The 25,308-nt window shown below is 68.8% G+C and carries 25 protein-coding genes; 9 read left to right on the top strand and 16 right to left on the bottom strand.

What is annotated here, in order from left to right; all coding sequences use genetic code 11:
• Positions 1 to 110 precede the first annotated feature (110 nt).
• A complete protein-coding gene (locus ACQPZW_RS10915; protein ID WP_433794720.1) occupies positions 111 to 1,283 on the top strand; it encodes a hypothetical protein in 1,173 nt (390 codons plus the stop codon).
• On the opposite strand, the gene ACQPZW_RS10910 is transcribed toward ACQPZW_RS10915, so the two are convergent.
• A complete protein-coding gene (locus ACQPZW_RS10910) occupies positions 1,256 to 1,768 on the bottom strand; it encodes an SUKH-4 family immunity protein (RefSeq protein WP_433797504.1) in 513 nt (170 codons plus the stop codon). The two genes, ACQPZW_RS10915 and ACQPZW_RS10910, sit on opposite strands and share 28 nt — an antisense overlap.
• A 235-nt stretch (positions 1,769 to 2,003) precedes the next feature.
• On the opposite strand from ACQPZW_RS10910, the gene ACQPZW_RS10905 reads away from it, so the two are divergent.
• The 3 genes from ACQPZW_RS10905 to ACQPZW_RS10895 all read left to right on the top strand — a co-directional run bounded on the left by ACQPZW_RS10905 (position 2,004) and on the right by ACQPZW_RS10895 (position 3,393).
• The gene (locus tag ACQPZW_RS10905) at positions 2,004 to 2,366 is read left to right on the top strand and encodes a hypothetical protein (protein WP_433794719.1); all 363 of its coding nucleotides are present in this window, start codon (positions 2,004 to 2,006) and stop codon (positions 2,364 to 2,366) included.
• Positions 2,367 to 2,511: 145 nt separating this feature from the next.
• Complete coding sequence (locus ACQPZW_RS10900) at positions 2,512 to 2,778, top strand: hypothetical protein (RefSeq protein ID WP_433794718.1); 267 nt, start codon at positions 2,512 to 2,514, stop codon at positions 2,776 to 2,778.
• Positions 2,779 to 3,057: 279 nt separating this feature from the next.
• Positions 3,058 to 3,393 (top strand): hypothetical protein, encoded by a 336-nt coding sequence (locus ACQPZW_RS10895; RefSeq protein WP_433797503.1) that lies wholly within the window; start codon positions 3,058 to 3,060, stop codon positions 3,391 to 3,393.
• 104 nt (positions 3,394 to 3,497) lie between these two features.
• Here the strand turns inward: ACQPZW_RS10895 and ACQPZW_RS10890 are convergent, their stop codons facing one another.
• Positions 3,498 to 3,773 carry a hypothetical protein gene (locus tag ACQPZW_RS10890; protein WP_433794717.1) on the bottom strand — a complete coding sequence of 92 codons (276 nt, stop codon included), beginning with the start codon at positions 3,771 to 3,773 and terminating at the stop codon, positions 3,498 to 3,500.
• Positions 3,774 to 3,929: 156 nt separating this feature from the next.
• On the opposite strand from ACQPZW_RS10890, the gene ACQPZW_RS10885 reads away from it, so the two are divergent.
• Positions 3,930 to 4,774 (top strand): IS5 family transposase gene (locus ACQPZW_RS10885; protein WP_433797502.1). Its coding sequence is split into 2 segments (ribosomal slippage): positions 3,930 to 4,268 and positions 4,271 to 4,774, totalling 843 coding nucleotides; the frame shifts between segments, so codons are not numbered across the junction.
• A 17-nt stretch (positions 4,775 to 4,791) separates the two neighbouring features.
• Here the strand turns inward: ACQPZW_RS10885 and ACQPZW_RS10880 are convergent.
• From ACQPZW_RS10880 to ACQPZW_RS10820, 13 genes are all read right to left on the bottom strand, one after another.
• Positions 4,792 to 5,064 carry a hypothetical protein gene (locus ACQPZW_RS10880; RefSeq protein WP_433794716.1) on the bottom strand — a complete coding sequence of 91 codons (273 nt, stop codon included), beginning with the start codon at positions 5,062 to 5,064 and terminating at the stop codon, positions 4,792 to 4,794.
• A gap of 52 nt (positions 5,065 to 5,116) precedes the next feature.
• Positions 5,117 to 5,419 carry a hypothetical protein gene (locus ACQPZW_RS10875; protein ID WP_433794715.1) on the bottom strand — a complete coding sequence of 101 codons (303 nt, stop codon included), beginning with the start codon at positions 5,417 to 5,419 and terminating at the stop codon, positions 5,117 to 5,119.
• Positions 5,420 to 5,718: 299 nt separating this feature from the next.
• Positions 5,719 to 6,831, bottom strand: coding sequence for a glycosyltransferase family 2 protein (locus ACQPZW_RS10870; RefSeq protein WP_433794714.1), 1,113 nt, complete (start codon positions 6,829 to 6,831; stop codon positions 5,719 to 5,721).
• Positions 6,828 to 7,304: a hypothetical protein gene (locus ACQPZW_RS10865; protein ID WP_433794713.1), complete on the bottom strand. Its 477-nt coding sequence runs from the start codon at positions 7,302 to 7,304 to the stop codon at positions 6,828 to 6,830. Before ACQPZW_RS10865 ends, ACQPZW_RS10870 begins: the two co-directional genes overlap by 4 nt.
• On the bottom strand, positions 7,301 to 8,329 hold the full coding sequence (locus ACQPZW_RS10860; protein ID WP_433794712.1) for an oligosaccharide flippase family protein: 1,029 nt from the start codon (positions 8,327 to 8,329) through the stop codon (positions 7,301 to 7,303). Before ACQPZW_RS10860 ends, ACQPZW_RS10865 begins: the two co-directional genes overlap by 4 nt.
• On the bottom strand, positions 8,326 to 9,399 hold the full coding sequence (locus ACQPZW_RS10855) for a glycosyltransferase family 2 protein (protein ID WP_433794711.1): 1,074 nt from the start codon (positions 9,397 to 9,399) through the stop codon (positions 8,326 to 8,328). The genes ACQPZW_RS10860 and ACQPZW_RS10855 overlap by 4 nt, the downstream gene beginning before the upstream one ends.
• On the bottom strand, positions 9,396 to 11,168 hold the full coding sequence (locus ACQPZW_RS10850; protein ID WP_433794710.1) for a hypothetical protein: 1,773 nt from the start codon (positions 11,166 to 11,168) through the stop codon (positions 9,396 to 9,398). The genes ACQPZW_RS10855 and ACQPZW_RS10850 overlap by 4 nt, the downstream gene beginning before the upstream one ends.
• A 12-nt stretch (positions 11,169 to 11,180) precedes the next feature.
• Entirely contained in the window at positions 11,181 to 11,441 is a 261-nt protein-coding gene (locus ACQPZW_RS10845; protein ID WP_433794709.1) for an acyl carrier protein, read from the bottom strand.
• Positions 11,442 to 11,466: 25 nt separating this feature from the next.
• Positions 11,467 to 12,678: a pyridoxal-dependent decarboxylase, exosortase A system-associated gene (locus ACQPZW_RS10840; RefSeq protein WP_433794708.1), complete on the bottom strand. Its 1,212-nt coding sequence runs from the start codon at positions 12,676 to 12,678 to the stop codon at positions 11,467 to 11,469.
• Between the two features lie 73 nt (positions 12,679 to 12,751).
• The gene (locus ACQPZW_RS10835; RefSeq protein ID WP_433794707.1) at positions 12,752 to 14,302 is read right to left on the bottom strand and encodes an acyl-CoA ligase (AMP-forming), exosortase A system-associated; all 1,551 of its coding nucleotides are present in this window, start codon (positions 14,300 to 14,302) and stop codon (positions 12,752 to 12,754) included.
• A 33-nt stretch (positions 14,303 to 14,335) separates the two neighbouring features.
• Complete coding sequence (locus ACQPZW_RS10830) at positions 14,336 to 15,178, bottom strand: hypothetical protein (RefSeq protein ID WP_433794706.1); 843 nt, start codon at positions 15,176 to 15,178, stop codon at positions 14,336 to 14,338.
• Positions 15,179 to 15,319: 141 nt separating this feature from the next.
• The gene (locus tag ACQPZW_RS10825; protein WP_433794705.1) at positions 15,320 to 16,711 is read right to left on the bottom strand and encodes an O-antigen ligase family protein; all 1,392 of its coding nucleotides are present in this window, start codon (positions 16,709 to 16,711) and stop codon (positions 15,320 to 15,322) included.
• Positions 16,708 to 17,628 carry a hypothetical protein gene (locus ACQPZW_RS10820; protein WP_433794704.1) on the bottom strand — a complete coding sequence of 307 codons (921 nt, stop codon included), beginning with the start codon at positions 17,626 to 17,628 and terminating at the stop codon, positions 16,708 to 16,710. Before ACQPZW_RS10820 ends, ACQPZW_RS10825 begins: the two co-directional genes overlap by 4 nt.
• A gap of 395 nt (positions 17,629 to 18,023) precedes the next feature.
• Between ACQPZW_RS10820 and ACQPZW_RS10815 the strand changes: the two genes are divergently transcribed.
• The 3 genes from ACQPZW_RS10815 to ACQPZW_RS10805 are packed head-to-tail and all read left to right on the top strand — an operon-like array spanning position 18,024 to position 20,827.
• Positions 18,024 to 19,295 (top strand): glycosyltransferase family 4 protein, encoded by a 1,272-nt coding sequence (locus ACQPZW_RS10815; RefSeq protein ID WP_433794703.1) that lies wholly within the window; start codon positions 18,024 to 18,026, stop codon positions 19,293 to 19,295.
• On the top strand, positions 19,292 to 20,158 hold the full coding sequence (locus ACQPZW_RS10810) for a glycosyltransferase (RefSeq protein WP_433794702.1): 867 nt from the start codon (positions 19,292 to 19,294) through the stop codon (positions 20,156 to 20,158). Before ACQPZW_RS10815 ends, ACQPZW_RS10810 begins: the two co-directional genes overlap by 4 nt.
• Positions 20,159 to 20,164: 6 nt before the next feature.
• Complete coding sequence (locus ACQPZW_RS10805; RefSeq protein ID WP_433794701.1) at positions 20,165 to 20,827, top strand: polysaccharide deacetylase family protein; 663 nt, start codon at positions 20,165 to 20,167, stop codon at positions 20,825 to 20,827.
• Positions 20,828 to 20,830: 3 nt separating this feature from the next.
• On the opposite strand, the gene ACQPZW_RS10800 is transcribed toward ACQPZW_RS10805, so the two are convergent.
• The gene (locus ACQPZW_RS10800) at positions 20,831 to 21,742 is read right to left on the bottom strand and encodes a glycosyltransferase (RefSeq protein ID WP_433794700.1); all 912 of its coding nucleotides are present in this window, start codon (positions 21,740 to 21,742) and stop codon (positions 20,831 to 20,833) included.
• Positions 21,743 to 22,123: 381 nt separating this feature from the next.
• On the opposite strand from ACQPZW_RS10800, the gene ACQPZW_RS10795 reads away from it, so the two are divergent.
• Entirely contained in the window at positions 22,124 to 25,306 is a 3,183-nt protein-coding gene (locus ACQPZW_RS10795; RefSeq protein WP_433794699.1) for a N,N-dimethylformamidase beta subunit family domain-containing protein, read from the top strand.
• Positions 25,307 to 25,308 lie beyond the last annotated feature (2 nt).

Raw genomic sequence — 25,308 nt, 5'->3', positions numbered from 1 at the left:
GAAGCAACGCGCTGTCGGCGGCATGACAGTGCGGTCAGATCCTGCGCCGCAGCGGGCGCGGGCGGCTCTGTCGCTGTCACAGGATGATTGCGTTGAACCATACTTTCGGAGTGCCACACGAAGATATCCTGGCCCTGGTCGACTGGTCGGCTGTTGAGCATGCCTATGCCCGATCGGCCGATGTGCGAAAGACCCCGGAAATTCTCAAGGCGTTGTTGAGCGAAGAGGCCGCACTCCAGGCCGAGGCCCTCGGAGATCTGTACGGCGTCGTTCACCACCAGGACACCATCTACAGCGCGACGCCACCGGCGGTGCGCTACGTTGTCGAGATACTCGATGACCCACGCACACTTACTCCCGTGCCGAGAGGCTTCGACAGTCCGGGTGAAGAACCCTTGCGTGCCGCGTTGCTGAACTGGCTGACCTCCGTCATGGAAGCCGCAGCCGAGTCCGCCCGAGGCGAACTCTCCGGGGAGCCCGTCGACGTTGAAGCGTGCCGAGCAGCAAGAGGGCAGGTCTATCTGGCAGCGCACGGCATGCTGGCCGATCCCGATTCGGCGGTGGTTTCGGCTTCGCTCGGCACGATTGCCTGCGTACTTGATGCCCCGGAGCTACAGCATTTCCGGTCCCCCGTCGCCGCATGGCTGAATAACCATGCGATGTCCCTGTCTGACCGGCGGATACGGGTTCTCGCGGCTCTGATGCTGTCGTGCTGGGGCCACGACAGCACGACAGCTTTGCGTGACCCGGATCGAGTGGTTCGGGCAGCTGCCGCCTTGTCCCCAGCACACGCGACCGACCCGGAAGCCACCAGCGCGTTACTTGAGGTGCTAGCGTCGCCGGCCGATGCCGCATGGTGCCAGCAGGTCTTCCCGCACTTCGGGCGAATCTTCCCGTTCAAGCTGCTACCCACAGCAATCGACCGGTCGGCCTTGGACGAGCTGCTTCGGCACTCGAAACGATTCTGGCGGCTCCGCCTGAAGGCACCTATGCCGGCGACTGGGGGACGTGTCTGCGCACGAAAGCATTCCCGGACGGCATGCCGGTTCCCGAGGCGCTCAGCAAGAACCAGCGCGCCCTTCTGGACGTGCTGGCGAAGCACTGCTTCGGACCGGCAGCGCCACCGGTCTGGTTCGCCTCCGACCCTCGGATGGCATTCCGCGAGTTGGCACCACACAGCCGCACCGGCGTTCGCTGAGCGCCCCACCTGTTCAGCTCACGCAACGCGGCAAATCAGTACGTTGCTGAGGCTCACTCAACCCCACGGGCGCTCAAAAAGATAACCCCAGAAGGAGTCAACCCCGCTCGTCAGTATGGGATCTCTTTTGACTAGGCGTCGCATTACCGCCTCGGCCCGCCGTACAGCGATTCGCTCGGGGATCTCGCTATCGCTTCGGGGCCAGGACCCGCCCACTTTATGAAGAAAATAGTAAAAAAGGGGCAGATTCGAGTTTACCGGAAGTATCTGGCCGTCAGGGAAAAGTTGAGAGACGCTGCCATCAGCGGCACTGACTCCGAAGTATCCACACCCACAAGCAGCGTCCGTGGAGAGCATGTGCGGATGCTTTCCGACAGCTTCCACCCCCAGGATGTAGTAGGGAGGAGCTAAAGGCTCCCCTGAATCTTGAGGACAACGAGTGAAGATAGCTCCGAATGCTGGCAGGCCAACTTCCGAGAGGAGCACTCGAGATTCGGCACTCACCTGCCAGTTACTTATAGTGGCGTCATTGAGCGGCTCGACGACACCATCGGTCGACCAACGTGCCATTTCGGTGCGCCAGTCAGGGACGGCCTTACCAAGAATCCTCACCACATGAATGATCCTAGATCCGGGGCGCTATGCGCCCGCGAGGGCCGTCGGCATATTCGCACTCAATTCGGCACGACAAGACGCCGGTCCGCACCGTCGACCACCGGCCGTGATCGTGGCGCCGGCCGAGCGCGGATCGCGGCTACGATGAGGATGCCGAGGTGACTTGGGATACGCGTGTGATCATGTTCGGATGGTCATGGAGCCCGTGCCGAGCTACGACGATCTGGTCTGCTTGTTTGAGAGCGAGCCGGTTCGGCGTCATGACGGCGAACCATGGGCCTATACGTCGGCCCCGTTCCGCACCACGCGAGCCGGGTACGACATCGAACTGGACATCGAGCCGGGCCATCAGCTCGTACGCCTACGACTCCATGCCGCCGGCATCAAGGTGATCGACCTGGATCTTCAAGGCGTGCGTACCGCCAGCGCCGAGCACCTCAAAGGCCGCGAGTTGCTGAGGGTCGATTTTCCAGACAGCTCGCCGGCCTCGACGCTCTGGTTACAGATGAAGCCGGATGTCGCCATCGCCTGGTCGTACAACTCTACGGATTGAGCCTCACGCACCGGATCGCGGCATGTTAGTAAGATGACCAAAAACAGTTCGGTGCGCGTCATATCCTGACACTAACCGTAAAATCTGCGATACGGGAAGGCTTATGCGCATTGCCAAAGTTGGGTCGCTCTGTCAAAATGTCGCGATGCGCTCCGAACTTCCTAATAAAAGCCAAGGTGGCGAAAATTCTTCCAAATCTGAATCGCGCCAACCTGACGATGTTCAAATCGCTGAGGGGAGGATCGAGTGGCAACGCTCCGCCGAACGAAGAGCGCTAAATCGTGAGGGAGTGACGATTCTCGGCGTCGCCGCGCTTTCTCTCTATATGGCAATGTGGCGCGTAGCACCGTGGTTAGCCGAACAAATTGACGGGTGTTGCACCCGCGAGATTGACGAATTCTCCTGGATGTAGGCTTACTTTTTCATCTCGATTTCTCTTGGTCTAACTTATTTCTTGATTTATCGCTTTTGGCGTCAACGCGCCTCACTGTATCGAGGGTTGTTCCGTGACCGGCGCTTGGTTGAGGCTCAGCGGGCCGCACTACAAAAGGCCGAGGCCGAGCAAGGAGAACCTTCTAACGAGTCGCCCACGTTGGAGTCGCTCTGGAGCTTAACCCAACGCCGACTCGACTACTATCATAACCTGGCAACCACTCAAGCGGAGACCAGCTTCGCTAGGGCGCAGACAGCAATGATTATTGGATTCGTCATCGTGCTTGCTCTTGCCTGGTTTGGCGTGACCGCTGAACGCGGCGCTGGAGGAATCATCGCTGGCACACTATCCGGAGTTGTGGGCGTGGCGACTGCCTATATTGCGGGCACCTTTATCCGGACGCAGGAAAATTCTTCCGCTCATCTGAGATCTTATTTCTTACAGCCTCTGGAATTTTCACGCTTTCTAGCGGCGGAGCGGATCGCGATGAAGGTGCAGGGACCCATACGCGATGAGACTCTCTCCGCGGTGGCAGTAGCGGTGGCGGGATATGGGACCGTTAGTTCACAGCCCGAGTCTACGAGTAGCAACTGATGCGACGACCGGGATGGCTGCTCACGGTAAATCACTTGCCGCACTCTCTTCGGCGGATGAGTACGACGTCGTGTGTCGGCATCAAGAATGCTCTTGGGGCGCGATCAGGAGCGTTGTCGCGCGTCGCTCGCCGCGCGGGACGCGTATCGGCTCAGCACGTCGGCCTGTCGTTCGAGATTTGCATTTCGGAAAAGGTAGCCGCCGCGAGAGGTGGCCCGGTTGAATGCGGCGTCGATGAAGTCGTTGACGGCGTGCCCTCGTCGGAACAGGTCCGCGCTGGGCCGGCCCGCCATCGTCCCGCTTCGCTGGGAATAGTTGTCGCGGAGAGCCGTCAGGTCGGCGCGAAGGTCGGGCAGCTGCCCGAGGGCCAGAGAATCCATCGCCTCCCTGACCACCGGCTCTTCGGCGAGGTCGGCATCCTGAGCGATGAGCTTGGCTTGGAATGCGGCGATGGCAGGGATCTTGTCGAGAGTCGGGGCGGCGACGACCTAGGCCGTGTCTTCAAAGGATCATGACCATGGATGATGTACGGCGTGATCCGCCGCTATGAGCTGACCGACGCCGAGTGGGAATCGCTGTCACCACACCTGCCATCGGTGATCACCGGCGGCCGTCCGCGCGAGGACGACCGCCGGGTACTCAACGGCATCGTGTGGAAGATCCGCTCCGGCGCACCCTGGCGCGACGTGCCCGCCCGATACGGCTCCTGGAAATCGATCTACACCCGTTTCCGCAGGTGGGCGTTGAACGGCACGCTCGCCAAGATGCTCGCCGCCGCCCAGGCCGCAGCGGACGCGAACGCCGACATCGACTGGCTGGTCTCGGTCGACTCCACCATCGTGCGCGCCCATCAGCACGCGGCGGGCGCAAAAAGGGGCAGCCGGAAACGGGCAAACCGGATCACGCCCTCGGACGATCCCGTGGCGGGCTGACCACCAAGATCCACCTGGCGTGCGACGGCGCCGGCCGGGTCCTGGCCTTCGTGCTCTCCGGCGGCAACGTCAACGACTGCACCCGCTTCGAGCAGGTCATGAACGCCATCCGCGTCGACCGGATCGGGCCGGGCAGGCCACGCACACGCCCCGATCACGTCATCGCCGACAAGGGTTACAGCAGCCGCGCGATCCGCCGCTACCTGCGCCGCCGCGGCATCGCTCACACCATCCCGGAACGCTCGGACCAGCAGAAACACCGCCGCAACCGCGGGCCTCGCGGCGGCCGCCCACCGACCTTCAACAAGCTGATCTACCGGCACCGCAACGTCGTGGAACGTTGCTTCAACAGGCTCAAGCAATGCCGATCGGTGGCCACCCGCTATGACAAGACCAGCACCTCTTTCCAGGCCACCGTCACCATCGCCGCACTGCTGCAGTGGCTATGACCCTTTGGCGACACGGCCTAGTGGATGAAGGTGTCGTGTAGCGCCGCGTCGTCTTCGCTGCTCTCCGGTATGAGGTCTTCGGGTACCTCGTCGAGCAGGACGCCCGGCATGTCCCAGGCAGGGAAGCCGGCCGGCAGGCGTACCCCGGTGACGCGCTCGGCCAACGCGAGTCCAGCCGCGCGCCAATCAGTGTCGCCGGCGTGCCCGTGCCCGTGCCCCAATGGCAAACCCGCGAGGTAGGCGTCGATGTCGGCAGCATCAGGACCGCTTCTGTCCTCGGGTCGCAGCATGTCGAGCCCAAACGCGTACGGCCGCCGACCGCGTACCTCAGGGCGTTGACGTTCAATGGACGCTCAGCGCCTTTCCGCCGGCAGCGGCCCGCCGGAGCACCTCGGTCCGGCTGCCCTGGTAGCCGTTCACCTCGAACCCGATCTGCCAGGTGCCGATCTCGGCGATCAGAAGTGCAACCGGGACCTCGGTGTGGTGGTACCGGCGGAGGAGGTCGCCGAGGTCGTGCCTCGACATGGTCGCTGTCGGATCACCGCCGAACGCCCGGATCAGGCCCGGCACGTCCAAGCCGCTGGCGTAGGTGACACAGAGGGCTTCGCGCAGGTAAGGGGCGTCATCGAGCAGCAGCTGGTCCACCGGGCAACGGTTTGCCGAAGGCATCCACGGGAACCCGTTCTCGTCGACTCTCCGTGATCCGCGTAGCGCCGGTCTGCCCCGCGAAGGGGAAGAGCTCGGTCGGGCCCAGGAGGGTCCCGTACCCGCATCGCGGCAGTCCCGGACGGGAACGCGGTCCGGGCAGCCGGTTCCGGGACCTCACACAGGCCCCTCGGAGGCAGCGACGCCCCGACATGATCAACGGAGATCATGCCGGGGCGAGCATCTACGTCGGGGATGCGCCGACGGAGGCCACCTCACGGTGGCCCGCCCTTTCCGGATCAGACTCCGGTACGGACCCAGTCGCGGTAGTCGGCGTCGCGCTTCAGGCGGCGCAGCACCGCGCTGGCCACGAACGGCGGCGTCAGCGGGGACAGCCGCGGCCCCACCCGCTGCCGCCACTGCAGGGCCCGCCACGCCGGCAGCTCCTCCACCTTGGCGTAGGTCTCCCGCGCGAACGCGATGAAGATCTCGATGTCCTTCTCCCGCTGCTGCGCCTGCCCCCGGTCGTACGCGTGGTATGCCCGGGTGATGGCCTCGCTCGCGATCTGCTTGCGGACCGTCTCCAGCATGTGCGCGGCACCGGGCAGCTTGCCGCCGGGCCCCTCGAAGAGCACCTCGAACACCGTTCGCCGCTCGGTCATGTCGGTCAGCTCGCCGGCGCCGTCGGTGACGCTCATGCTCGTCGCGTGATCGCGGTGCAGGGCCTGGTCGGGCCCGTCGACGTGACCGACGTCCGACACGGCCGCGGTCCGCAGCCACATCTCCATGTCCTGCGCGAACCGCAGCCGGGTGTCCAGGCCGCCGATGCTCTTCATCACCGAGCCGCGGATGATCGCCTCCGGCGTGGTGATGCAGTTGAACCCCTTGCGGCAGCGCTCGGCGATCCAGTCGGCACCGGACCAGATCGTCCAGCCGCGCAGGTCGAGCGTCGGCTCGGGGGGCGTCTCGGTCTCGAAGTGGTTCGGGTGGCCGTAGACGAGACCGACCGACGGGTAGGCGTCGAACAGGGCCACGGCCCGCGACAGGGAGCCCGGCGTGAGCAGGTCGTCGGCGTCGAGGCGGACGATGAACTCGCCGGTCGCCTCGGCGTACCCGTCGTTGAAGGCCACCACGTGCCCGGTGTTGGTGGTGTGCCGTACCAGCCGCACCCGGGAGTCCCGGGCGGCGAAGGCGGACGCCACCTCGGCCGAGTCGTCCTTCGACGCGTCGTCGACGACGATCACCTCGACGTCGACGTCCTGCTGCGACAGGCTGCTGCCGACGCTCTCCGGCAGGAACCGGGCGTAGTTGTAGCAGGGGATGATCACCGACACCAGGGGGCGGCGGTCCGCGGGAGGCGTCGGCACCGGTGCGGTCACCACCGACATGGGTACCAGCCGGTTGTTGGTCACAGCAACTCCTTCTCCTTCTCGGCAGCCGGTTCCTCGGTGGGCTCCGGGCGACGTCCGTACAGGCCGACCAGCTCCGCTTTGAGGCGCAGCAGCGAACGACCGAGGACCAGTAGATATACGACCATCAGGGTGGCCAGGCCGACGGCGAGCTGCGGCAGCGCCCCGTCGACAGTGGCCGCGGCGTAGTGCGCGGCGATGCCCGCGACAACCGCCGCCAGCAGCGGGGTCACGGCCGGCCGGACCAGCGGCGCGAGCGGGAAACCGGCCTGGCGGACCAGCACCGTGAGGTAGATCGGGACCACGCCCAGCAGCGCCACGGCGACGTGGGCCACGCCCGCGCCGATGCCGTTGTTCCAGTGCACGCCGCCGATCATCGCCGGGATGAGCAGGCCCAGCCAGAGCAGCTGCAGCTGGAACAGGCGTTTGGTCATGCCCAGGGCGACCAGCACGTCGGAGAAGAGCGAGATGATCACCTTGACCGATCCGAAGACGGCCAGGATGGCCAGGATCGCCGCGGCGGGGCCCAGCGCTCGCCGTAGACGAACGTGACGAGCGGCGTGGACAGCACGACACAGGCGGTGGTGATCGGGAACGAGGCCGAACAGACCGCCGACAGGGCCGCCGAGATGTGCCGGACCATCTCCTTCACACCGCCGGTGACCCGGGACAGCGCCGGCAGGGTGACGCTGTAGAGGATCACCGTGAAGATGTTCGGCGGCCAGCTGGAGACGGTGAAGGCCAAGTTGTAGTAGCCGAGCTGGGTCGCCCCGGCCAGCTTGCCGACCACCATGAAGTCCAGGTCGTTGAGGGTGAAGCCGGCGACGTTGGCGCCGGCCAGCGGCATGCCGAAACGCAGCAGGCGCTTGGCCTCGCGCCGGTCGAAGCCGGGCCGGTAGCGGTGCGTGGAGACGATGAAGATCATGATCGCGGAGACCACCTGACCGGCGACCCGCGACCAGGCCAGCGCCATCACGCCGTGCCCCTGCAGGGCCAGTACCAGCAGCAGGCCGTTCGCGACGACGAAGCTGCTGACGTCGGTGATCATCTTCCGGCCCTGTTTGAAGTCCCGGGTCAGCAGGGCGGCCGGCACCGCGGTCGGGCCGGCGAGCAGCAGCGGGATGGCCAGCACCCGGACCGCGTCGGTCGCCGCCGGGGCGCCGAGTGCCGACGCGAACGCCGGCGCGGCCAGGAACATCAGCAGTGCCAGGACGCTGCTGCTGGCGATCGCGATGGTGGCGACGGTCGGCGCGATCCGGTCGGCGTTGTCGACCTCCCGGACCAGCGCGCTGCTGACGCCGATCTCGCTGACGCTGATGATGATCTGGTACGCGACCAGCGCCACCACGAACGTGCCGAACTCGTCGGGCGCGACCAGGCGCGCGATGACGATGCTGATGCCGAGCTGGCCGAGGCGCAGCAGGGCGGTGTTGGCCGCGCTCCAGAACGCGGCGCCCGCCAGTTTCCGGCCGAGGCCACTGGTGGCCGTGGTGTCACTCATATTCCGGTCCGCCTCCACCGGCGCCACCGCACCCGGCCCCGCAGGTCGTCCGCGACCGCCACGGCACGGTGCCGTGAGCCGGGACGCTGCCCGTTCTTGTACCGGTCGACCCGCTCCGCGCAGGCCCGCCACAGCGGGGTGTCGCGGACCGTCGGGTCGGTCTCGGCGGCGAACTCCATCAGCTCGGTGGCCCGGGAGAGCAGCGCCTCGTCCGACCGGTCGTAGGCGCGGCAGGTCAGCTGCAGCGCGTCTCTGGCCATCGACCGGCGCACCAGCGCCTCCAGCCCGGCCGGGTCCGGCATCCGGTCGCCGTGCTCGGCGAAGAGCAGCTCGTACGCCTTACGCCGCTCCCGCAGGTCGGTGTAGACCCCGGCGAACTTCTCCAGGTGCATGTTGTTGCCGTGCACCCGGTAGAACGCCTGGTCGGCACCGTTGATCCGGCCCACCGAGCCGCGCGTGGCGGCGGCCATCCAGAGGTAGAAGTCGGCCGAGTGCGGCAGCCGCGGCTCGTAGCTGCCCAGGTCGCGGTAGACCGACGTGCGCATCACCACCTCGGGGCAGGACACCACGTTGTGGGCGCGCCGGCCGATCAGCTCCAGCCACTCCGGCCCGGTCCAGACCGACCAGTCGCGCACCTCGGTCTTCGCCGGCGGCGGCTCGGTGTTGAAATCGGGGACGTAGCCGTAGACGAACGACACCTCGGGGTGCGCCTCCAGCAGCGCGCACGCCCGGCCCAGTGAACCGGGGGCGAGCAGGTCGTCGGCGGAGAGCAGCACCAGGTAGTCGCCGGTGGCCGCGCCGAGACCGAGGTTGTAGGTGGCGATGTGCCCCTTGTTGACCTCGTTCTCGATCACCCGTACCCGGGAGTCCTCGGCGGCCAGCTCGCGGGCCACCGCGACGCTGCCGTCCGGCGAGGCGTCGTCGATGATCAGCACGTCGACGTCGACGCCCTCCTGGGAGAGGACGCTGCCGACGCACTGCCGCAGGAAGTGGCCGTAGTTGTAGCAGGGGATGAAGACCGACACCGTCGGCCGCGTGGTGAGCGGCCGGGGGGTGACACGGGCGCTCACGACTGTTCCTTTCCGCTGGCGACCAGCAGATTGACCAGGAAGGCGATGGTCGTCGGTTCGGCCGTGCGCTCGCCGGACAGCACGCCGTCGAGCCATTCGCGACGGACCTGGGGCAGGTCGCGGAGTCCCGCGACCACGTCCGGGTGGGCCCGCCAGTGGGTGAGCACCAACTGGCTCATCCCGCCGGCGCCCAACTGGGGGCGGCGGCCGCCGGCGACCCGCTGGCGGACCTTGCGGACCGCCTTGCGGGCGATCACGCTCTTGGCGGCCAGCCGCGTGCCGAACGAGCGGTTCGCCAGACGGGCCGGGGTGAGGCCGGAGTCGAGCGGAATCGCCGCCAGACCGGGGTCGAGCCTGGTCATCAGACGCCCGAGCAGCAGCGAGTCACGCTTGTCGTCGGGTGCGACGGCCAGGGCCAGCTGCACGAACCGCTGGTCGAACATCGGGTTCACGTAGTGACGTTTGACCGCGGCGACGGTGCCGTGCGAGCCGGCCCACCGGTGCATGCGGTGCCACAGGTAGAAGTCGTCGGTGGCGCGCAGCCAGTCGCCGGCCGGGAAGAGGCCCTCCAGCAGAGCCAGCGTCTCGTCGCGGGCGGTCTGCAGGAACTCCGGGTCCACCGCGTCGGCCTCGACCGCCTCGTTGCTGAACAGCCGCCACCGGGCCAGCCGGTGCACCAGCTCGGCCGAGGTGTTCGCGGCGCCCGTCTGTCCGGCGTAGTAGAAGCCGCGGGCCACCTCGCCGCCGAGACCGCCCAGCCGGTGACCCTGCTCCAGCTCGCCCTCGGCCACCAGCAGCGGGGCCAGGGCGAGCGGGCTGGCCTGGCACTCCAGCTCGCGGGCGGCCTGGAGGGTCAGCTGCCACGCCCGTTCCGGGGTCGGGTCGGTCTGCAGGTCGGTCCGGTAGACCTCGTGCTTCATGCCGTAGCGGGCGGCGAGCCGGGCCGCGATGACGACGTCGGGAGCGGACGGCTCGCCGAGCGTCAGGGCGCGCATGCCCGCTTTCAGCTTGTCCGGGACGGCGGCCAGCAGGATCCGGGAGTCGTGGCCCCCGGTGAGCTGGATGACCGTGTCCGGGTGGTCCTCCATGTAGCCGGTCTGCCAGGCGCGCAGGATGTCGGCCATCTCGGCGACCGCGTCGTCCAGGGCCGGCGGCTGCGCGGGCGCGGGAGCGGCGGCGTCCGACGTGTACCGCTCCAGGGTCACCCCACCGCCGCGCAGGACGGCGACGGTGCCGGGCGGGACCGCCCGCACCGAGCGGAACGGCGTGGTGTCGCCGATCTGCCAGCCGACCAGGCCGAGCACGCCCACGCCGACCGCGTCGAGCCCCTCACCGGCGAGCGCGGCGAGGGCGCGGGCGCTGGTCGAGACGGCGGCGACACCGTCGCCCCGCCACCAGAAGAGCTGGTGGAAGCCCAGCCAGTCGCCGGCCACGGCCAGCGGCTCGCCGGGACCGCCCCGGTGCAGCGCCGCGAACGGCGGCAGGAGCGCCGCGAGATCCTCGCGGCGCTCGATCATGCCGCCCAGCGTCTCCGGGCTGACGTCACCCTGGCGGGTGCGCGCCATCCGGCCGAGGGGCACGGTGAACGCTCCGGTCAGCGGCGGCACGACCTCGTCGGCTCGGTCCGCCGCGACGGCCACCCACCCGTTCTCGTCGATCTGTGTCCGGATCCCGCCGGGGGCGTCCAGACAGGCCAGAACGTGCGGGTCCGGATCCCGGCGCCCGGTCTCACGACCCGGCGCCCGGGACAGCGCAACAAAACCCCTCATCGACCCTTTACCTCAGGAACGCTTGCTGTCGACCAGAGCGGCGAGGGTCCCGAGAGTGTCGAAGACCTCCGCGGTGACCTCGTCGTCGTCGACGCTGATGCCGAACTTCTCCTCGATCGCGGCGATCAGCTCCAGCACCGCCATCGAGTCCAGCTCCGGCAGGTTGCCGAGGAGCTGGGTGTCGGCGTCGATCGTCGCCGCCCGGTCCTGGATGCCCAGAGTGGACACCAGCACCGCCTTGACGTCGTCGATGGTCGTACCGGTCAGAGCCATGGACTTACCTTCCTGACATGGTGGTTCACAACAGCACCTCGGCGGGCGCCGGGTGGCTGAGGAATGCGGTGGGACTGGCCGTCAGACCGTATGCGCCGGCCTGGAAGAGCACGATCAGATCCCCGACACCGGCCTGGGGCAGCGTGACGTTGTCGCCCAGCAGATCGAGCGGGGTGCACAGGCTGCCGACCACGGTGACCTGCTCGGACGGCTCGCCGGCGATCCGGTTGGCGACGGCGATCGGATAGTTGCGGCGGATCACCTGGCCGAGGTTGCCGGAGGCGGCCAGCTGGTGGTGCATGCCGCCGTCGACGACCAGGTAGGTCTTGCCGCGCGACTCCTTACGGTCGACCACGCGGGTCACATACACCCCGGCCTCGCCGACGAGGAACCGGCCAAGCTCGATCACCACCCGCGCCTCCGGCAGGCGGGGGCGGACCTCGTCGCGCATCAGCGAGCTGAGGTTAGCGCCGATCAGTTCAAGATCAAGAGCGACGTCCTTCTCGGTGTACGGGATACCGAACCCACCACCGAGGTTGAGGTATCGGACCGGTGCCGTCGCGTCCTCGGCGAGCCGTAGCAGCAGCTCGACGGTGCGCTGTTGCGCCTCGGCGATGATGTCCGCCTTGAGGTTCTGCGACCCTGCGAAGCAGTGGAAGCCGAGCACCTCCAGATCGGTGGCGGCCAGTTCCTTGAGCAGCGCCGGCACCTTCTCCGCGTCGACCCCGAACTGCTGTGGGCCACCGCCCATCCGCATGCCCGAGCCCTTGACCGAGAAGTCCGGGTTGACCCGCACCGCGACGCGGGGCCGGATGCCCAGCGCCGACCCGATGCCGGCGACCCGGGCCGCCTCGTTGTCCGACTCGAGCTCGATCGTCACGCCGGCCGCGACCGCCTGCCGCAGCTCGGCGTCGGTCTTGCCGGGCCCGGCGAAGCTCATCCGGTTCGCCGGCATCGTGGTGTCCAGCGCGGTGCGCATCTCCAGTGCCGACGCCACGTCGAACGAGTCGACCAGGCCGCTCATGTGCTGCACGAGCGCCGGCATCGGGTTCGCCTTGATCGCGTAGCTGAGCTGGAGGTCCTCGGGCAGGTGCCGCCGGAGCAGGGCGACCCGCTCGGTGAGCAGCCGCCGGTCGTAGGCGAAGTACGGGGTACTACCGACCCGCTCGGTGAGCCGCCCGACCGGAACGCCGCCGACGGCGAGCTGACCGTCGATCTGATCGAAACCGCGGCTCATGCCGCTACCTCCGCTGCGCTCCGGCGTCGGCATGACCTACAGACGTTGCTTGATGATTCGCTCGCGAGCTCGCTCATGCGGACACCTCCTGGCGGATCAGGTTGCGGTCGAACTTGCCGTTCGGCGAGCGCGGCAGCTCCGGCCGCACCAGCACGTCCTTGGGCAGCATGTAGAGCGGCAGGTCCTTCTTGAGCGCCGCACGCAGGGCGTCGACGTCGAGCTCGTCGCCGGCCGGGCTGACGATCAGCACGATCTTCTGGCCCAGCTTGGGGTCGGGCAGGCCGAGCGCGACCGCGTCGCGGACCAGGCCGGTGCCGTAGACGATCTCCTCGATCTCGGTCGGGCTCACCCGGTACCCCGAGGTCTTGATCATGTCGTCGGTGCGGCCCACGAAGTAGAGGAAGCCCTCCTCGTCACGGACCACCGAGTCACCGGACCAGACGGCCAGCTCCGGGTTGAGCGCGCCCTCGGCGCCGGGCAGCGGTTTGAAGCGCTCGGCGGTACGGGCCGGGTCGTTCCAGTAGCCCAGGGCCACCAGGGCGCCCCGGTGCACCAGCTCGCCCTCCTCGCCGGCGTCGCAGACACTGCCGTCCGGGCGGACCACCAGGATCTCCGCGTTCGGGATGGCCTTGCCGATCGAGTCGGGACGCGCGTCGACCTGGGACGGGTCGAGGTAGGTCGACCGGAACGCCTCGGTCAGCCCGTACATCAGGAAGGGCTTGGCATCGGGGAAGATCGACCGCAACCGGTCCAGGGTGGTCTTGGGCATGCGCCCGCCGGTGTTGGCGAAATAGCGCAGCTTGCGCCCGGTCTCCTCCGGCCAGGTCTGGTCGGCGATCTGCAGCCACAGCGGTGGCACGCAGGTCAGGCCGGTGACGCCGTGCCTGGTGCAGAGCTTGACCACGTCGCGCGGCAGCAGGTAATTGACCAGCACGACGTGCGCGCCGACCGCGAACGACGTGGTGAGCTGGCTGAACCCGGCGTCGAAGCTGAGCGGCAGGGCCGCCAGGACGACGTCCTCGGCCGTCATCTCCAGGTAGGTGCTGACGCTCTCGGCACCGGTCAGCAGATTGCGGTGCGACAGGACCACACCCTTGGGCTTGCCGGTGCTGCCCGAGGTGTAGAGGATCGCGGCCATGTCGACGTCGATGCCGGGGCCTGCCGGCAGCGGCCCGGCCTCGTCCAGGCTCGCCCAGGAGCTGACCTCGAACGACGTCGACTCGGCGGTACCGCCGCCGACCAGGACGACGTGGCGCAGCGACTTGACCTGCTCCAGCTCCTCCTGGAGCGATTCGAGCCGCTCGGCCGTGGTGACCAGCACCCGGACGTCGCAGTCGGCCAGGATGTAGGCCACCTGCTTGGCCCGCAGCACCGGGTTGACCGGCACGAACGCGCCGCCGGCGGCCGAGGTCGCGAAGATCGCGGAGACCGTTTCGATCCGCTTGTCCAGGTAGACGGCGACCCGCTCGCCGCGGGAGATCAGCTTCCGCAGGCCGGCGCCCTTGGCCTGGACGTCACGCCACAGCTCCCCGTAGGAGACGGTGTCGTCACGAAAGGTGAGAGCCGGTGAGTCGCCTGCCCGGCCGGCCGCCCCGGCCAGCAGGTCGTGCAGTCGGATGCGCATTTCGGTGGAACCTCTTCCGGTATCGAACAACGGTCACCAGCTCAGGCAGGTCAGCTCGCTGTAGAGGTAGTCGACGTCCTGTGCGGCCACGTCGCCGCGGTACATCTTGCGGCGCGTGTCCGGCAGCATCCGCGACAGCCGTGGCCGGTGGCCGGCCACCCGTATCTCGGTCAGCAGCGCGAGGATGCCGTGCCGCAGCAGCAGATGGCTCTGGAAGCGGCGCCGCATCACGCGGAACAGCTCCGGGTCGCTGACATACAGCAGCGAGGCGAAGATCGGCAGGCCCTTGCGGCGGTCGGTCCGGTAGATCACGTAGGAGTACCGGTCGCCGCGGCGCAGCAGCACGTGCTGTGCCGCCGCGGTGCTCGCGTGATCGCGGTAGATCTGCAGGTCGTCGCCGCGCAGGGTGCTCTCCAGCACCGCCGGGTCGACGCTGAGCCTGCCCCGCACGGGCAGCCAGGGCAGGTTCGGCGCGACGACGGCGGAGGTGTCCAGGAACTCGAAACCGAGCCGGGTGTTCATCGGCACCACGTTGCCACTCGGCGAGAGGTCGGTGAAGATGTGTCCCTCTTGCGCGAGAAGTGCCTTGAGCAGCTTCAGGCTGTGGAACCGGTGCTGCGGGAGCACGCACCAGGCGCCCAGGTTGCAGAACCGGCGGCCGTCGCGCTCGGAGTAGAACGCGAGGTACGCCCCGGCCACCGCACCGGTCTCGGCGTCCCGGAGCAGGAAGCCGTGATTGGGCGCGGACACCTTCCACGGGACCTGCACCGCCCGCTCCCAGGCCTCAGCCGTGACCCGGTCGTTCAGATGCTCGTGCAGGAACCGGGCCACCGCCGGGATGTCGGCCGTCGTGATGGGCGCGACGTGGAGAGTCACTGGGGCGGGTTCCTTCCGCAAGCTCACAGGGCACTGGCAACCTCTGCCACTCTTGTGGAAGAAACGCGCCAACAACCCCCATTGACGTCCATGATGCCGCTCCGGCCGGGTGGCGAAGAACGGCGATATGTCGATCGGGATTCATTCAAACAGCCGGTTGACGGTGGACGTCCGAATGACTCGGGACGGATGTGTCAAACGCCATGCGGCGCCCGCGAGTCCCATAGTCAACGCCAACGTGAACGAGAATGTCGTGAAGCTGAAGGAATCGAATGTGCCGGCCACCACAATCGCGACGAACTGTGACGACAACAACGCCGCGCACAGGTGCCGGTCCTCCTCGGTCGCGGCCCGGCGCATCGCCGTCCAGCCCAGCACGATGGTGGTGATGTGCAGTGCCGCGAGGGCCAGGACACCGATGATCCCGCCGGTGACCAGCGTCAGCAGCCACTGGTTGTCGAGGATGATGTAGAGATCGGGAATCAGGGTTCCCGGGCCGCGGCCGAGCCACGGGCGCTGCGAGAACCATGCTTCGACGATCTCGTAGTCGTCGGTCCGGCCGGAGATGCTGGTGTCCTCGTTGACACTCAGGAACATCGCGCTCAGCGTGCCGATCAGGCCGGGCCGCGCCACCACCAGCAGGGCGGTCAGCCCGACACCGAGAATGGCGAGGTTGAAGCGGGTCCGCCAGTTCCACCCGAAGATGAACATGGAGATGAAGACGATCGCCAGGGCGAGCACGCCGGTCCGCGAGATGGCCACCGGGACCGAGGCCGCGATCAGCGCGGTCAGGATCCCGAAGAAGAACCGGCGGTTCGTGGTGGAGCAATACCTGGCCAGGTGCAGCGCGTACGGCACCGCCATCGCCATGACCGTGCTGAACTCGATGTAGTGCACCGCCGTGGACGGCACCCGGAACAGGCCGCCCTCACCGCGCGGCTGGAAGTCGGCCAGGTCGATCTTCAGCTCCAGGCCGGGGATCACCAGCAGGCGGGCGATGTCGTACTTGAAGGTCGACTGGATCAGGCCGACGATCGCCATGAACCCGGCCGCCACCACGAAGACCCGCAGCACCCAGCGCACGCGCTCCCAGTTGGCCAGGCCGTCCGCGGTCATCAGGATCACACCCAGGAACTGGAACGTGATCAGCACCGTGAAGTTCTGCTGGTTGGCCTCCATCGACGGCAGGCCGCGCAGCATCCCCGCGAGGTAGGAGCCGATGATCGAGAGCAGGTAGAACAGGCAGGCCCAGCGCAGCGGCTGCGGGCCGACCACCAGCAGCCGCGGGCTGAGCCGGGCCACCAGCCACCAGGCGAACAGCCCGAACGCGACGAGCAGCGCGGGCCGCCCGGCGAACGTCATGTTCGGCACGATCAGCCGGGCCGGCAGCATGTAGAGCAGGCAGATCATGATGCCGACCACCAGGGCGACATCGAGGCGGAGGTTGGTCCGTCGGGTGGCGTACGTCTGCGGCGCGATCAGCGACGGTTCGAGATCGACCGGATGCACCGGCGAGGACGCCGGCGAGGTCATTGCGATCGGCCCTGCGGGCGGCGCGTCTGGAAGTTGGGCGACGGCAGCACGACGGTGGCGTCGACCGGGGCGTCACCACGGGGCGACGCGCCGCTCACCGGCCGGGTGCGGCGGTCCTGCGGCTGGTCGGGCCGGCGGTTGCCGTCACCGTTGTAGGACTTGCCGTTGGCCGCCGGCGACGTCGGCTGCGGGCGCAGCACCTGCGTCTGCTCGGTCGGGTCGGGCATCGCCGACGGGACCAGGCCGGGCACCGCCGAGCCGGCCGCCTTGCCGGAGGGCTTGTCGTCGCCGCCGTCCTTGAGCCGGGCCCGGCGGCGCAGCCAGTAGTCGAGGGCGATCGTGCACGCCGTGGTGAGCAGCACACCCAGGCCGCCGGCGACGATCAGGACCCGCTTACGGGTGCCGCCGTCCTGCACCGGGTTGCTGCCGTCGTTGATCACGAACGTGGTGATGATGTCCTGCTTCTGCGGACCGTACTGCTCCTGCTTGGCGGCCATGTCGGCCTTGAGCAGCTCGATCACCTTCTTCACGGTGCTCGAGGCCTGCTCCCTGGTGTCGCCGACGACCTCGATCTCGAAGAGCGGGGTGCGCTCGTTGAGCAGCACCACGACGCTGTCCGAGTAGCCCTGGGCGGCCAGCTTCTCCAGAGCGGTGGGCTCGGTCACGGTCAGGGAGACCGCGTTACCCAGAGCGGAGTAGCCGAGGTCCAGCCACGGGTTCTGCGGGCGGGGCTTGGCGTTCGGCTCCGGGACCTTGCCGGAACTCGGAGCGGGGATCATCTGGACGTATCCCATGGCCTTGTAGTCGGGGGACACCGACTGAGCCGCCAGGAACACGACCGCAACCGTGGCCACCAGCATCGGCACGGCGAAGTACCACCGGCGCAGAAGCAGCCTGGTCAGGTCCCAGAGATCCACGATTTCCCTCTCGTTGAAACGGGTCGGTGCACGACCCTTCACGACTCGTCGCGAGCCGTCCATCCGCCATCGATCTTAGGCATCCGGCCGTCCGGACAGAATCGCGTGGCTTCGCAGAGCCTGTCATAAAACCGACATGCAGTTCCGCCCGGGTGCGTGTCCGTTCTATCGGAAGAACAAAATGGACTATAGGCCCAAGATCACCTCAACTTGCCCGGACATACCTCTCGATGCGGGTGAATGCGTCAAACGCCATCTATCACGTATTCATCACATTTACGGCTCTGGATTGAACGGATGACCCTTACGGTGCCCTAATGGCCGGTTGCTGTCAGGTCATGTCATCCGACAGTGTCTTCACGGTCCGGAGTAACCGAAGGAGACGGACCGCAACGATGGCCCGTAACACCCATGTCACCATCCTCATCGCCAACTTGCCGGCCGAGCGTGACCGCCGCGTCATCCGGGAATGCCTCACGCTGGAGGAGAAGGGCTTCGAGGTCACGGTCATCGCGCCGCGAGGCGACAAGACCCTGAAGATCCTCCCCGGCAGCCGCAACACCCGGCTCAAGCCGTACCCCGTCAAGGTCTACGGCAGTGGCCTGCTCACCTTCGCGGTCGAGTTCGGCTGGTCCTTCCTCTGCATCGCGATCCGCCTGATCGGCGAGATCCTCGCCGGCCGCGCCCACGCCGTGCAGGTCTGCAACCCGCCCGACGTGTACTGGCCGCTCGCCCTGCTGCTGCGCGCCATCGGCCGGCCGTGGGTCTTCGACCACCACGACCTGTGCCCCGAGGTCTACATCTCCCGCGGCGACGGCGAACCCAACAAGTGGGTGCTGCGCGTGCTCAACGCCCTCGAGTGGCTGACCCTGCGCACCGCCACCGAGGTGGTCGCCACCAACCAGTCGTTCAAGGACAACGCGGTCCGCAAGGGCGTCCGCCCGGAGAAGGTGACCGTGGTCCGCAACGGCCCGTCCCTCAAGGAGATCGCGGTCGACGGCGACCCGCAGGAGCCGGTCGCGGCCGACGGCCTGCACCGGATCGTCTACCTCGGCGTCTTCGGCCCGCAGGACAACGTCGAGGGCGTGGTCCACGCCGCCGACGAGCTGATCAAGCGGCGTGGGCGCGACGGCTGGAAGATCGTGCTGGCCGGCGACGGCGAGAGCATGCCGTCGGTTCGCGCCCTGGTCGCCGAGAAGAACCTCGGGGACGTGGTGGAGCTCACCGGCTGGCTCAACGGCGCACAGGTCGACGAGGTGCTGCGCTCGGCCACCATCGCGATCCAGCCCGACCTGCCGACCCGGATGAACCAGCTGTCCACGATGGCCAAGACGGTCGAGTACGTGGGCCGGGGCCTGCCGGTCGTCGCCGCCGACGGCATCGAGACCCGGCGCACCCTGGACGAGGCCGGCGCCTACGTGCCGACCGGCGCCCCGGAGGAGTTCGCCGCGGTCATCGACGAGCTGCTCGACGACCCGGCGCGGCGGCAGCAGATGCGCAAGCTGGGCCGCGACCGGTTCCTGAGCATGCTCTCCTGGGAGCACCAGGCCGGGCCGTACGCCTCGGTCTTCCAGCGACTGCTGGCCAAGCGCCTGCCCCCGCAGACGCCCTTCATCCCCCGCCAGCGGACCGGTTCCGACTCGGCTACCCGGGTGGACCAGCCGTGACCAGCATCGTCATCGCGGCCCACAACGAGGCCGCGGTCATCGGGCGGTGCCTCGACGCACTGCTCGCCGACGCGCGGCCCGGTGAGCTCGACGTGACGGTGGTCGCCAACGGGTGCACCGACGACACCGTCCAGGTCGCCGGGGCGCGTCCGGGCGTACGCGTGCTGGATCTGCCCACGCCGGGCAAATCCGGCGCCCTCAACGCGGGTGACGACGCCGCGGTGGGTTTTCCGCGCATCTATCTGGACGCCGACATCGTGCTGAGCACCGCGGCGGTCCGGGCCCTCACCGAGGTGCTGGAGTCCGGGACGCCGTCGGCGACGGTCGGGCGCGAGCTCGACGTCACCGGGCGGCCGCTGCTGGTCCGGGCCTACTTCGCGGTGCACGGGCGACTGCCGGTGATGCGCGACGGGTTGTTCGGGCGGGGCGTGGTGGCGCTGTCGGAAGAGGGGCGGGCGCGGTTCGGGCGGTTCCCCGAGCTGGTCGCCGACGACCTGTTCCTCGACTCGCAGTTCGCCGCCGAGGAGAAGGCGCACGTGAACGCGTACGCCGCGAAGGTCGCCACCCCACGGCGCACCGGTGACCTGATCCGCCGCCTGATCCGGGTCCGCGGCGGCAACGCCGCCATGCGGGCCGCCGCGGCCCGTGGCGAGGTCACCGTTCCGGTACGCCCGGCCGCCCGCAGCTCCTGGCTGCGGGACGTGGTCCTCCCCCGGCCGTGGCTGGCCCCCGCGGCGGCCTGCTACGTCGGCATCACCGTGTGGGCCGCGCTGGCCGCCAGACGGGCCGGCGACGGCGGCGCCGCCTGGGGACGCGACGAGTCATCCCGGATCGCCGACAACGAGTCCGCGGCACAGCGATAGGAAGTCATGAGCGACGTCATCAACATCTGCTTCCACGGCATCGGCACGCCGCAGCGTGAGCTGGAGCTCGGCGAGGACCGCTACTGGATCAGCGTCGAGCTGTTCCACGCGGTGCTCGACGAGATCCGCACCTGGCCGTCGGTCCGGATCAGCTTCGACGACGGCAACGCCTCGGACCTGGAGATCGGGCTGCCGGCGCTGCTCGAGCGCGGCCTGACCGCGGAGTTCTACGTGCTGGCGGCCCGGTTCGGAAAGCCCGGCAGTCTCAGCGAGTCCGACGTCCGCAAGCTGCACGGCGCGGGCATGACGATCGGCACGCACGGCATGTGGCACCGGCCGTGGCGCGGCATGGACGCCGAGACGAGCCGGGACGAGCTGGAGACGGCCCGGCAGCGGATCGCCGAGGCCGTCGGCGTGCCGGTGGACCAGGCGGCCTGCCCGCTCGGCCGGTACGACCGCCAGCTGCTCTCCCGGATGCGCAAACTCGGCTACCGGCGGGTCTTCACCAGCGACCGCCGCCGGGCCCGGTCCGAGGACTGGCTGCAGCCCCGCTACAGCCTGCGCCGCGAGGACACCGTGGACGGACTGCGCGCCGAGGCCCTGGTGGGCCCCGGCGCGCTGACCCGCCTCAAGCTGGAGGCGGTCGGAGTCGTCAAGCGAATCCGCTGAGGCTCAGCGGGAGGCGTCGCGCCGGACGGTGTCCGGCCCCGGCGTCTCCCGCAGCCTCGACGGGCTGAGCAGGGCCCGCACCGCGAGCTTGCTCGGACCCTTGCCGAGCACGGCCCGGCTGCCCTCCCGCGCCACCAGCGCCGCCCAGAACGCGGCCCCGAGCAGCGCGTTGTGCCGCCGCCGGTAGAGCCGCACCTTGTTCAGCGTGAGCAGCGTCCACAACGCCGGTGACACCTTCGAGTCGCCCTCCAGGTGCACCGCCTTGGCCGCCGGTGTGAACCGGGTTGCCAGGCCCGCGTCACCGGCCCGCAGCGCGAAGTCGGTCTCCTCCGAGTAGAGGAAGAACGACTCGTCCCACGGCGCGATCCGGTCCCAGCACTCGGCGCTGATCAGAACGGTCGAGCCCTCGGCCCAGTCGGCGACCCGCTCGGCGGTGTAGAGCCGCTCGTCGGTCACCATCTCGCCGAACGCCGGGTAGCGGCCGGCCCGGACCGCGCCCATCAGCGCGTCCCCGATGACCCGCCGGACCGACGGCTCACGGCGCATCGTGTGGATGAGCTCGCCGTCACCGTCCTCCAGCAGCGGCACCGCGATGCCGGTCCCCTCGGTACGCAGCACCCCGAGCAGGGTGCGCACACAGCCGGGGGTGAGCCGCACGTCCGGGTTGAGCACCAGGACCGCGGTGAACGGCCCGGCCTTGGCCACGGCCGCGTTGATGCCCGCGGCATAGCCCGCGTTACGTCCCATCTCGACCACGGTGGCGTCCGGCGCGAGCCGCCGCACCGTGCCCACCGAGTCGTCCGCGGACGCGTTGTCCGCGACGATCAACTGCCAGTCGACGCCCTCCAGGCCCGGTCCGAGCGAGGCGATCAGATCAGGGATCAATCGCTCGCTGTTGTACGTGACCGCAACCACCGCCACAGATTCGGGCGTGCTGTCCAACTTGTCCTCCCCAGGTCTTCCGGACGCCGATCATCCTGCCGTCCGGGCGAAAACGCCGGTACCGCCGGTCGGCCATCGCGAGTGTCGGAATCCGTCATCCCGGTACGCCCCGGCCGGACCCCTCTGCCCAAATGGCCGGACCCTTCGACCCGTTCGGTGAGCAGTCGAAACAGGTAGGTGCTGGAGGTCATCCGCCGACAGGATCGATTGCGCCTCCTGGCCCTTCGGTGTCGGCAAATCGATAGATATGTTCAGCCCTCTATCTAGAGGATCAACTCCAAGCTCCGCCGGCCGGGGCCGGCTCTTTTTGTCGACGGCCGTAGCGCAGGGCGCGCGGCGGGGAGGCGATTCCCTTTGCGATATCCCAGACTCTTCCGGCAGCGGGCGCTGCTGGTCCTCACCCTCGTCGCGGCGGCACTGTTCCTGCCGTCCGCCGGCCCGGCGAACGCGGCCGACCCGTGCGCTCCGGTGGTCAATCCGATCGCCTGTGAGAACACCAGGGCCGGCACCCCGAAGGCCACGTGGGACGTCAGCGGGTCCGGCAGCGCGGCGCTGCAGGGCTTCACCACCGAGATGAGTGTCAACGTCGGTGAGACGGTCAACTTCAAGATCAATTCCACGGCCACGTCGTACCGGCTCGACATCTACCGGATGGGCTACTACGGCGGCAACGGCGCCCGGTTCATCACCACGGTGAACCCGGTCGGGCGGCAGACCCAGCCGTCCTGCATCTCGGCGCCCGCCACCGGGCTCGTCGACTGCGGCAACTGGGCGGTCTCCGCGTCCTGGCCGGTGCCGGCGACCGCGGTGTCCGGCATCTACTTCGCGCGGCTCGTGCGCACCGACGGCACGGCCGGGGCCAGCCACGTCATGTTCGTGGTCCGCGACGACGCCGGCCGCTCCGACCTGGTCTTCCAGACCTCCGACACGACGTGGCAGGCGTACAACACGTACGGGGGCAACAGCTTCTACGTCGGGTCGCCGGCCGGGCGCGCGTACAAGGTGTCCTACAACCGGCCGATCACCACGCGCGGCACCGGGGCCGAGGACTTCGTCTTCAACGCCGAGTACCCGATGGTCCGCTTCCTGGAGGCCAACGGGTACGACGTCAGCTACATCTCCGGCATCGACACCGACCGGCGCGGCTCGCTGCTGCGCAACCACAAGGCGTTCCTGTCGGTCGGGCACGACGAGTACTGGTCCGGGCAGCAGCGCGCCAACATCGAGTCGGCCCGCGACGCCGGCCTGCACCTGGCGTTCTTCAGCGGCAACGAGGTGTTCTGGAAGACCCGCTGGGAGACCAGCGTGGACGGCTCGGGCACGCCGTACCGCACCCTGGTCTGCTACAAGGAGACGCACGCCAACGCGGCCATCGACCCGACCTCCGAGTGGACCGGCACGTGGCGTGACCCACGGTTCAGCCCGCCGAAGAACGGCGGCCGCCCGGAGAACAACCTCACCGGCACCTCCTTCGAGGTCAACTCGGGCACGGTCAACCTCCAGGTCCCGGCGGCCGACGGGAAGATGCGGCTGTGGCGTGGCACCACCGTGGCCGCCCAGGCGTCCAACGCCACCGCCACCCTCGGCACCGGCACCGTCGGGTACGAGTGGGACGAGGACCTGGTCAACGCGGCCCGCCCGCAGGGGCTCATCCGGCTCTCCAGCACCACCGCGAGCGGCGTCGAGATCCTCACCGACCAGGGCTCCAGCTACACCTCCGGAACAGCCACCCACAACCTGACCATGTACCGGACGGCCGGTGGCGCGCTGGTCTTCGGCGCCGGCACCGTGCAGTGGTCGTGGGGCCTGGACAGCAACCACGACCGCGGTTCGGGCGCGGCCAGCACGCCGATGAAGCAGGCCACCGTCAACCTGTTCGCCGACATGGGCGCGCAGCCGGCCACCATCCAGTCCGGCTTGACCGCGGCCACCGCCTCCACCGACACCGTCGCCCCGGCCGCGGTCATCACCGCGCCCGCCGCGGGCACCACGGTCCCGGCCGGCACCCGGGTCACCGTCTCCGGCACCGCCACCGACACCGGCGGTGTGGTCGGCGGCGTCGAGGTCTCCGTCGACGGCGGCACCAGCTGGAAACCGGCGACCGGACGGGGCGCCTGGACGTACGCGTTCACCACCACCGGCGCGGGCACGGTCGACATCCGGGCCCGGGCGATCGACGACAGCGGCCGGATCGGCGCCGCCGTCAGCCGGTCCATCACGGTCGGCCAACGGGCCTGCCCGTGCAGTCTGTGGACCCTCGACGACGTGCCGGCCACCCCGAGCGACCCGGACGGCAGCGCCACCGAGATCGGCGTGAAGTTCCGCGCCGACGTGGCCGGCAAGGTCAGCGCCATCCGCTTCTACAAGGGCGCCGGCAACAGCGGTACGCACGTCGGCAAGCTCTGGACCGCGTCCGGCACCCAGCTCGGCTCGGTCACCTTCACCGGCGAGACCAGCACCGGCTGGCAGACCGCCACCTTCGCCACCCCGGTCTCGCTGACCGCCGGTGCCACCTACATCGCCTCCTACTACGCCCCGAACGGCCGGTACGCCGGGGACGTCGGCTACTTCGCCGACACCGGCGTGGACAGCGGCCCGCTGCACGCGCTGCGGGACGGGGTCGAGGGCGCCAACGGCGTCTACCGCTTCGGCGCCGGGTTCCCGACGCTGTCGTGGGAGTCCGCCAACTACTGGGTCGACGTCGTCTTCACCCCCGACGCCACCGGCCCGGACACCACGGCGCCGACCGTCACCACCCGCTCCCCCGCCTCCGGGGCGACCGGGGTGGCCGCCGCGACCACGGTGTCGGCGACGTTCAGCGAGGCCGTCACGTCGGCCGCCGTCACCGTGACCGGCCCGTCCGGTGCGGTGGCCGGCAGCACCGCCGCCGGTTCGAGCAGCGTGACCTTCACCCCGTCGGCCGCCCTGGCCGCGTCGACCACCTACACCGCCACGGTCAGCGGGGCCCGCGACGCCGCCGGCAACACCATGACCGGCACGTCGTGGACATTCACCACGGCCGCGGCGCCGACCGGGCCGAACTGCCCGTGCTCGGTGTGGCCGGCCTCGGCGACACCCGGCTCGCCCGCCGACTCGGAGACCGCCGCGGTCGAGCTGGGCATGAAGTTCCGCTCGGACGTCGCCGGGCAGGTCACCGGGATCCGGTTCTACAAGGGCAGCGGCAACAGCGGCACCCACGTCGGACGGCTCTGGTCGTCGACCGGGACCCTGCTGGGCAGCGTGACCTTCGGCGGCGAGTCCGCGACCGGCTGGCAGCAGGCCACGCTCGCCACCCCGGTCACGATCAGCGCGGGCACGACATACGTCGTGTCGTACCACGCACCGAACGGCCGGTACGCCTTCGACGGCGGGTTCTTCGCGTCGGCCGGTGTCGACAACGGCCCACTGCACGCGCTGCGCAACGGCGTGGACGGGCTCAACGGCGTCTACCGCTACGGGACCGGCGGGGTCTTCCCCACCGACAGCTGGCAGTCGAGCAACTACTGGGTGGACGTCGTGTTCACCCCGGCAAGCTAGGA

The organism is Actinoplanes sp. CA-252034, from assembly GCF_050956125.1.
GTDB lineage: Bacteria > Actinomycetota > Actinomycetes > Mycobacteriales > Micromonosporaceae > Actinoplanes.
Note: the sequence above shows the minus strand (reverse complement) of the source record. Positions and strands in the feature narration are given on the sequence as shown.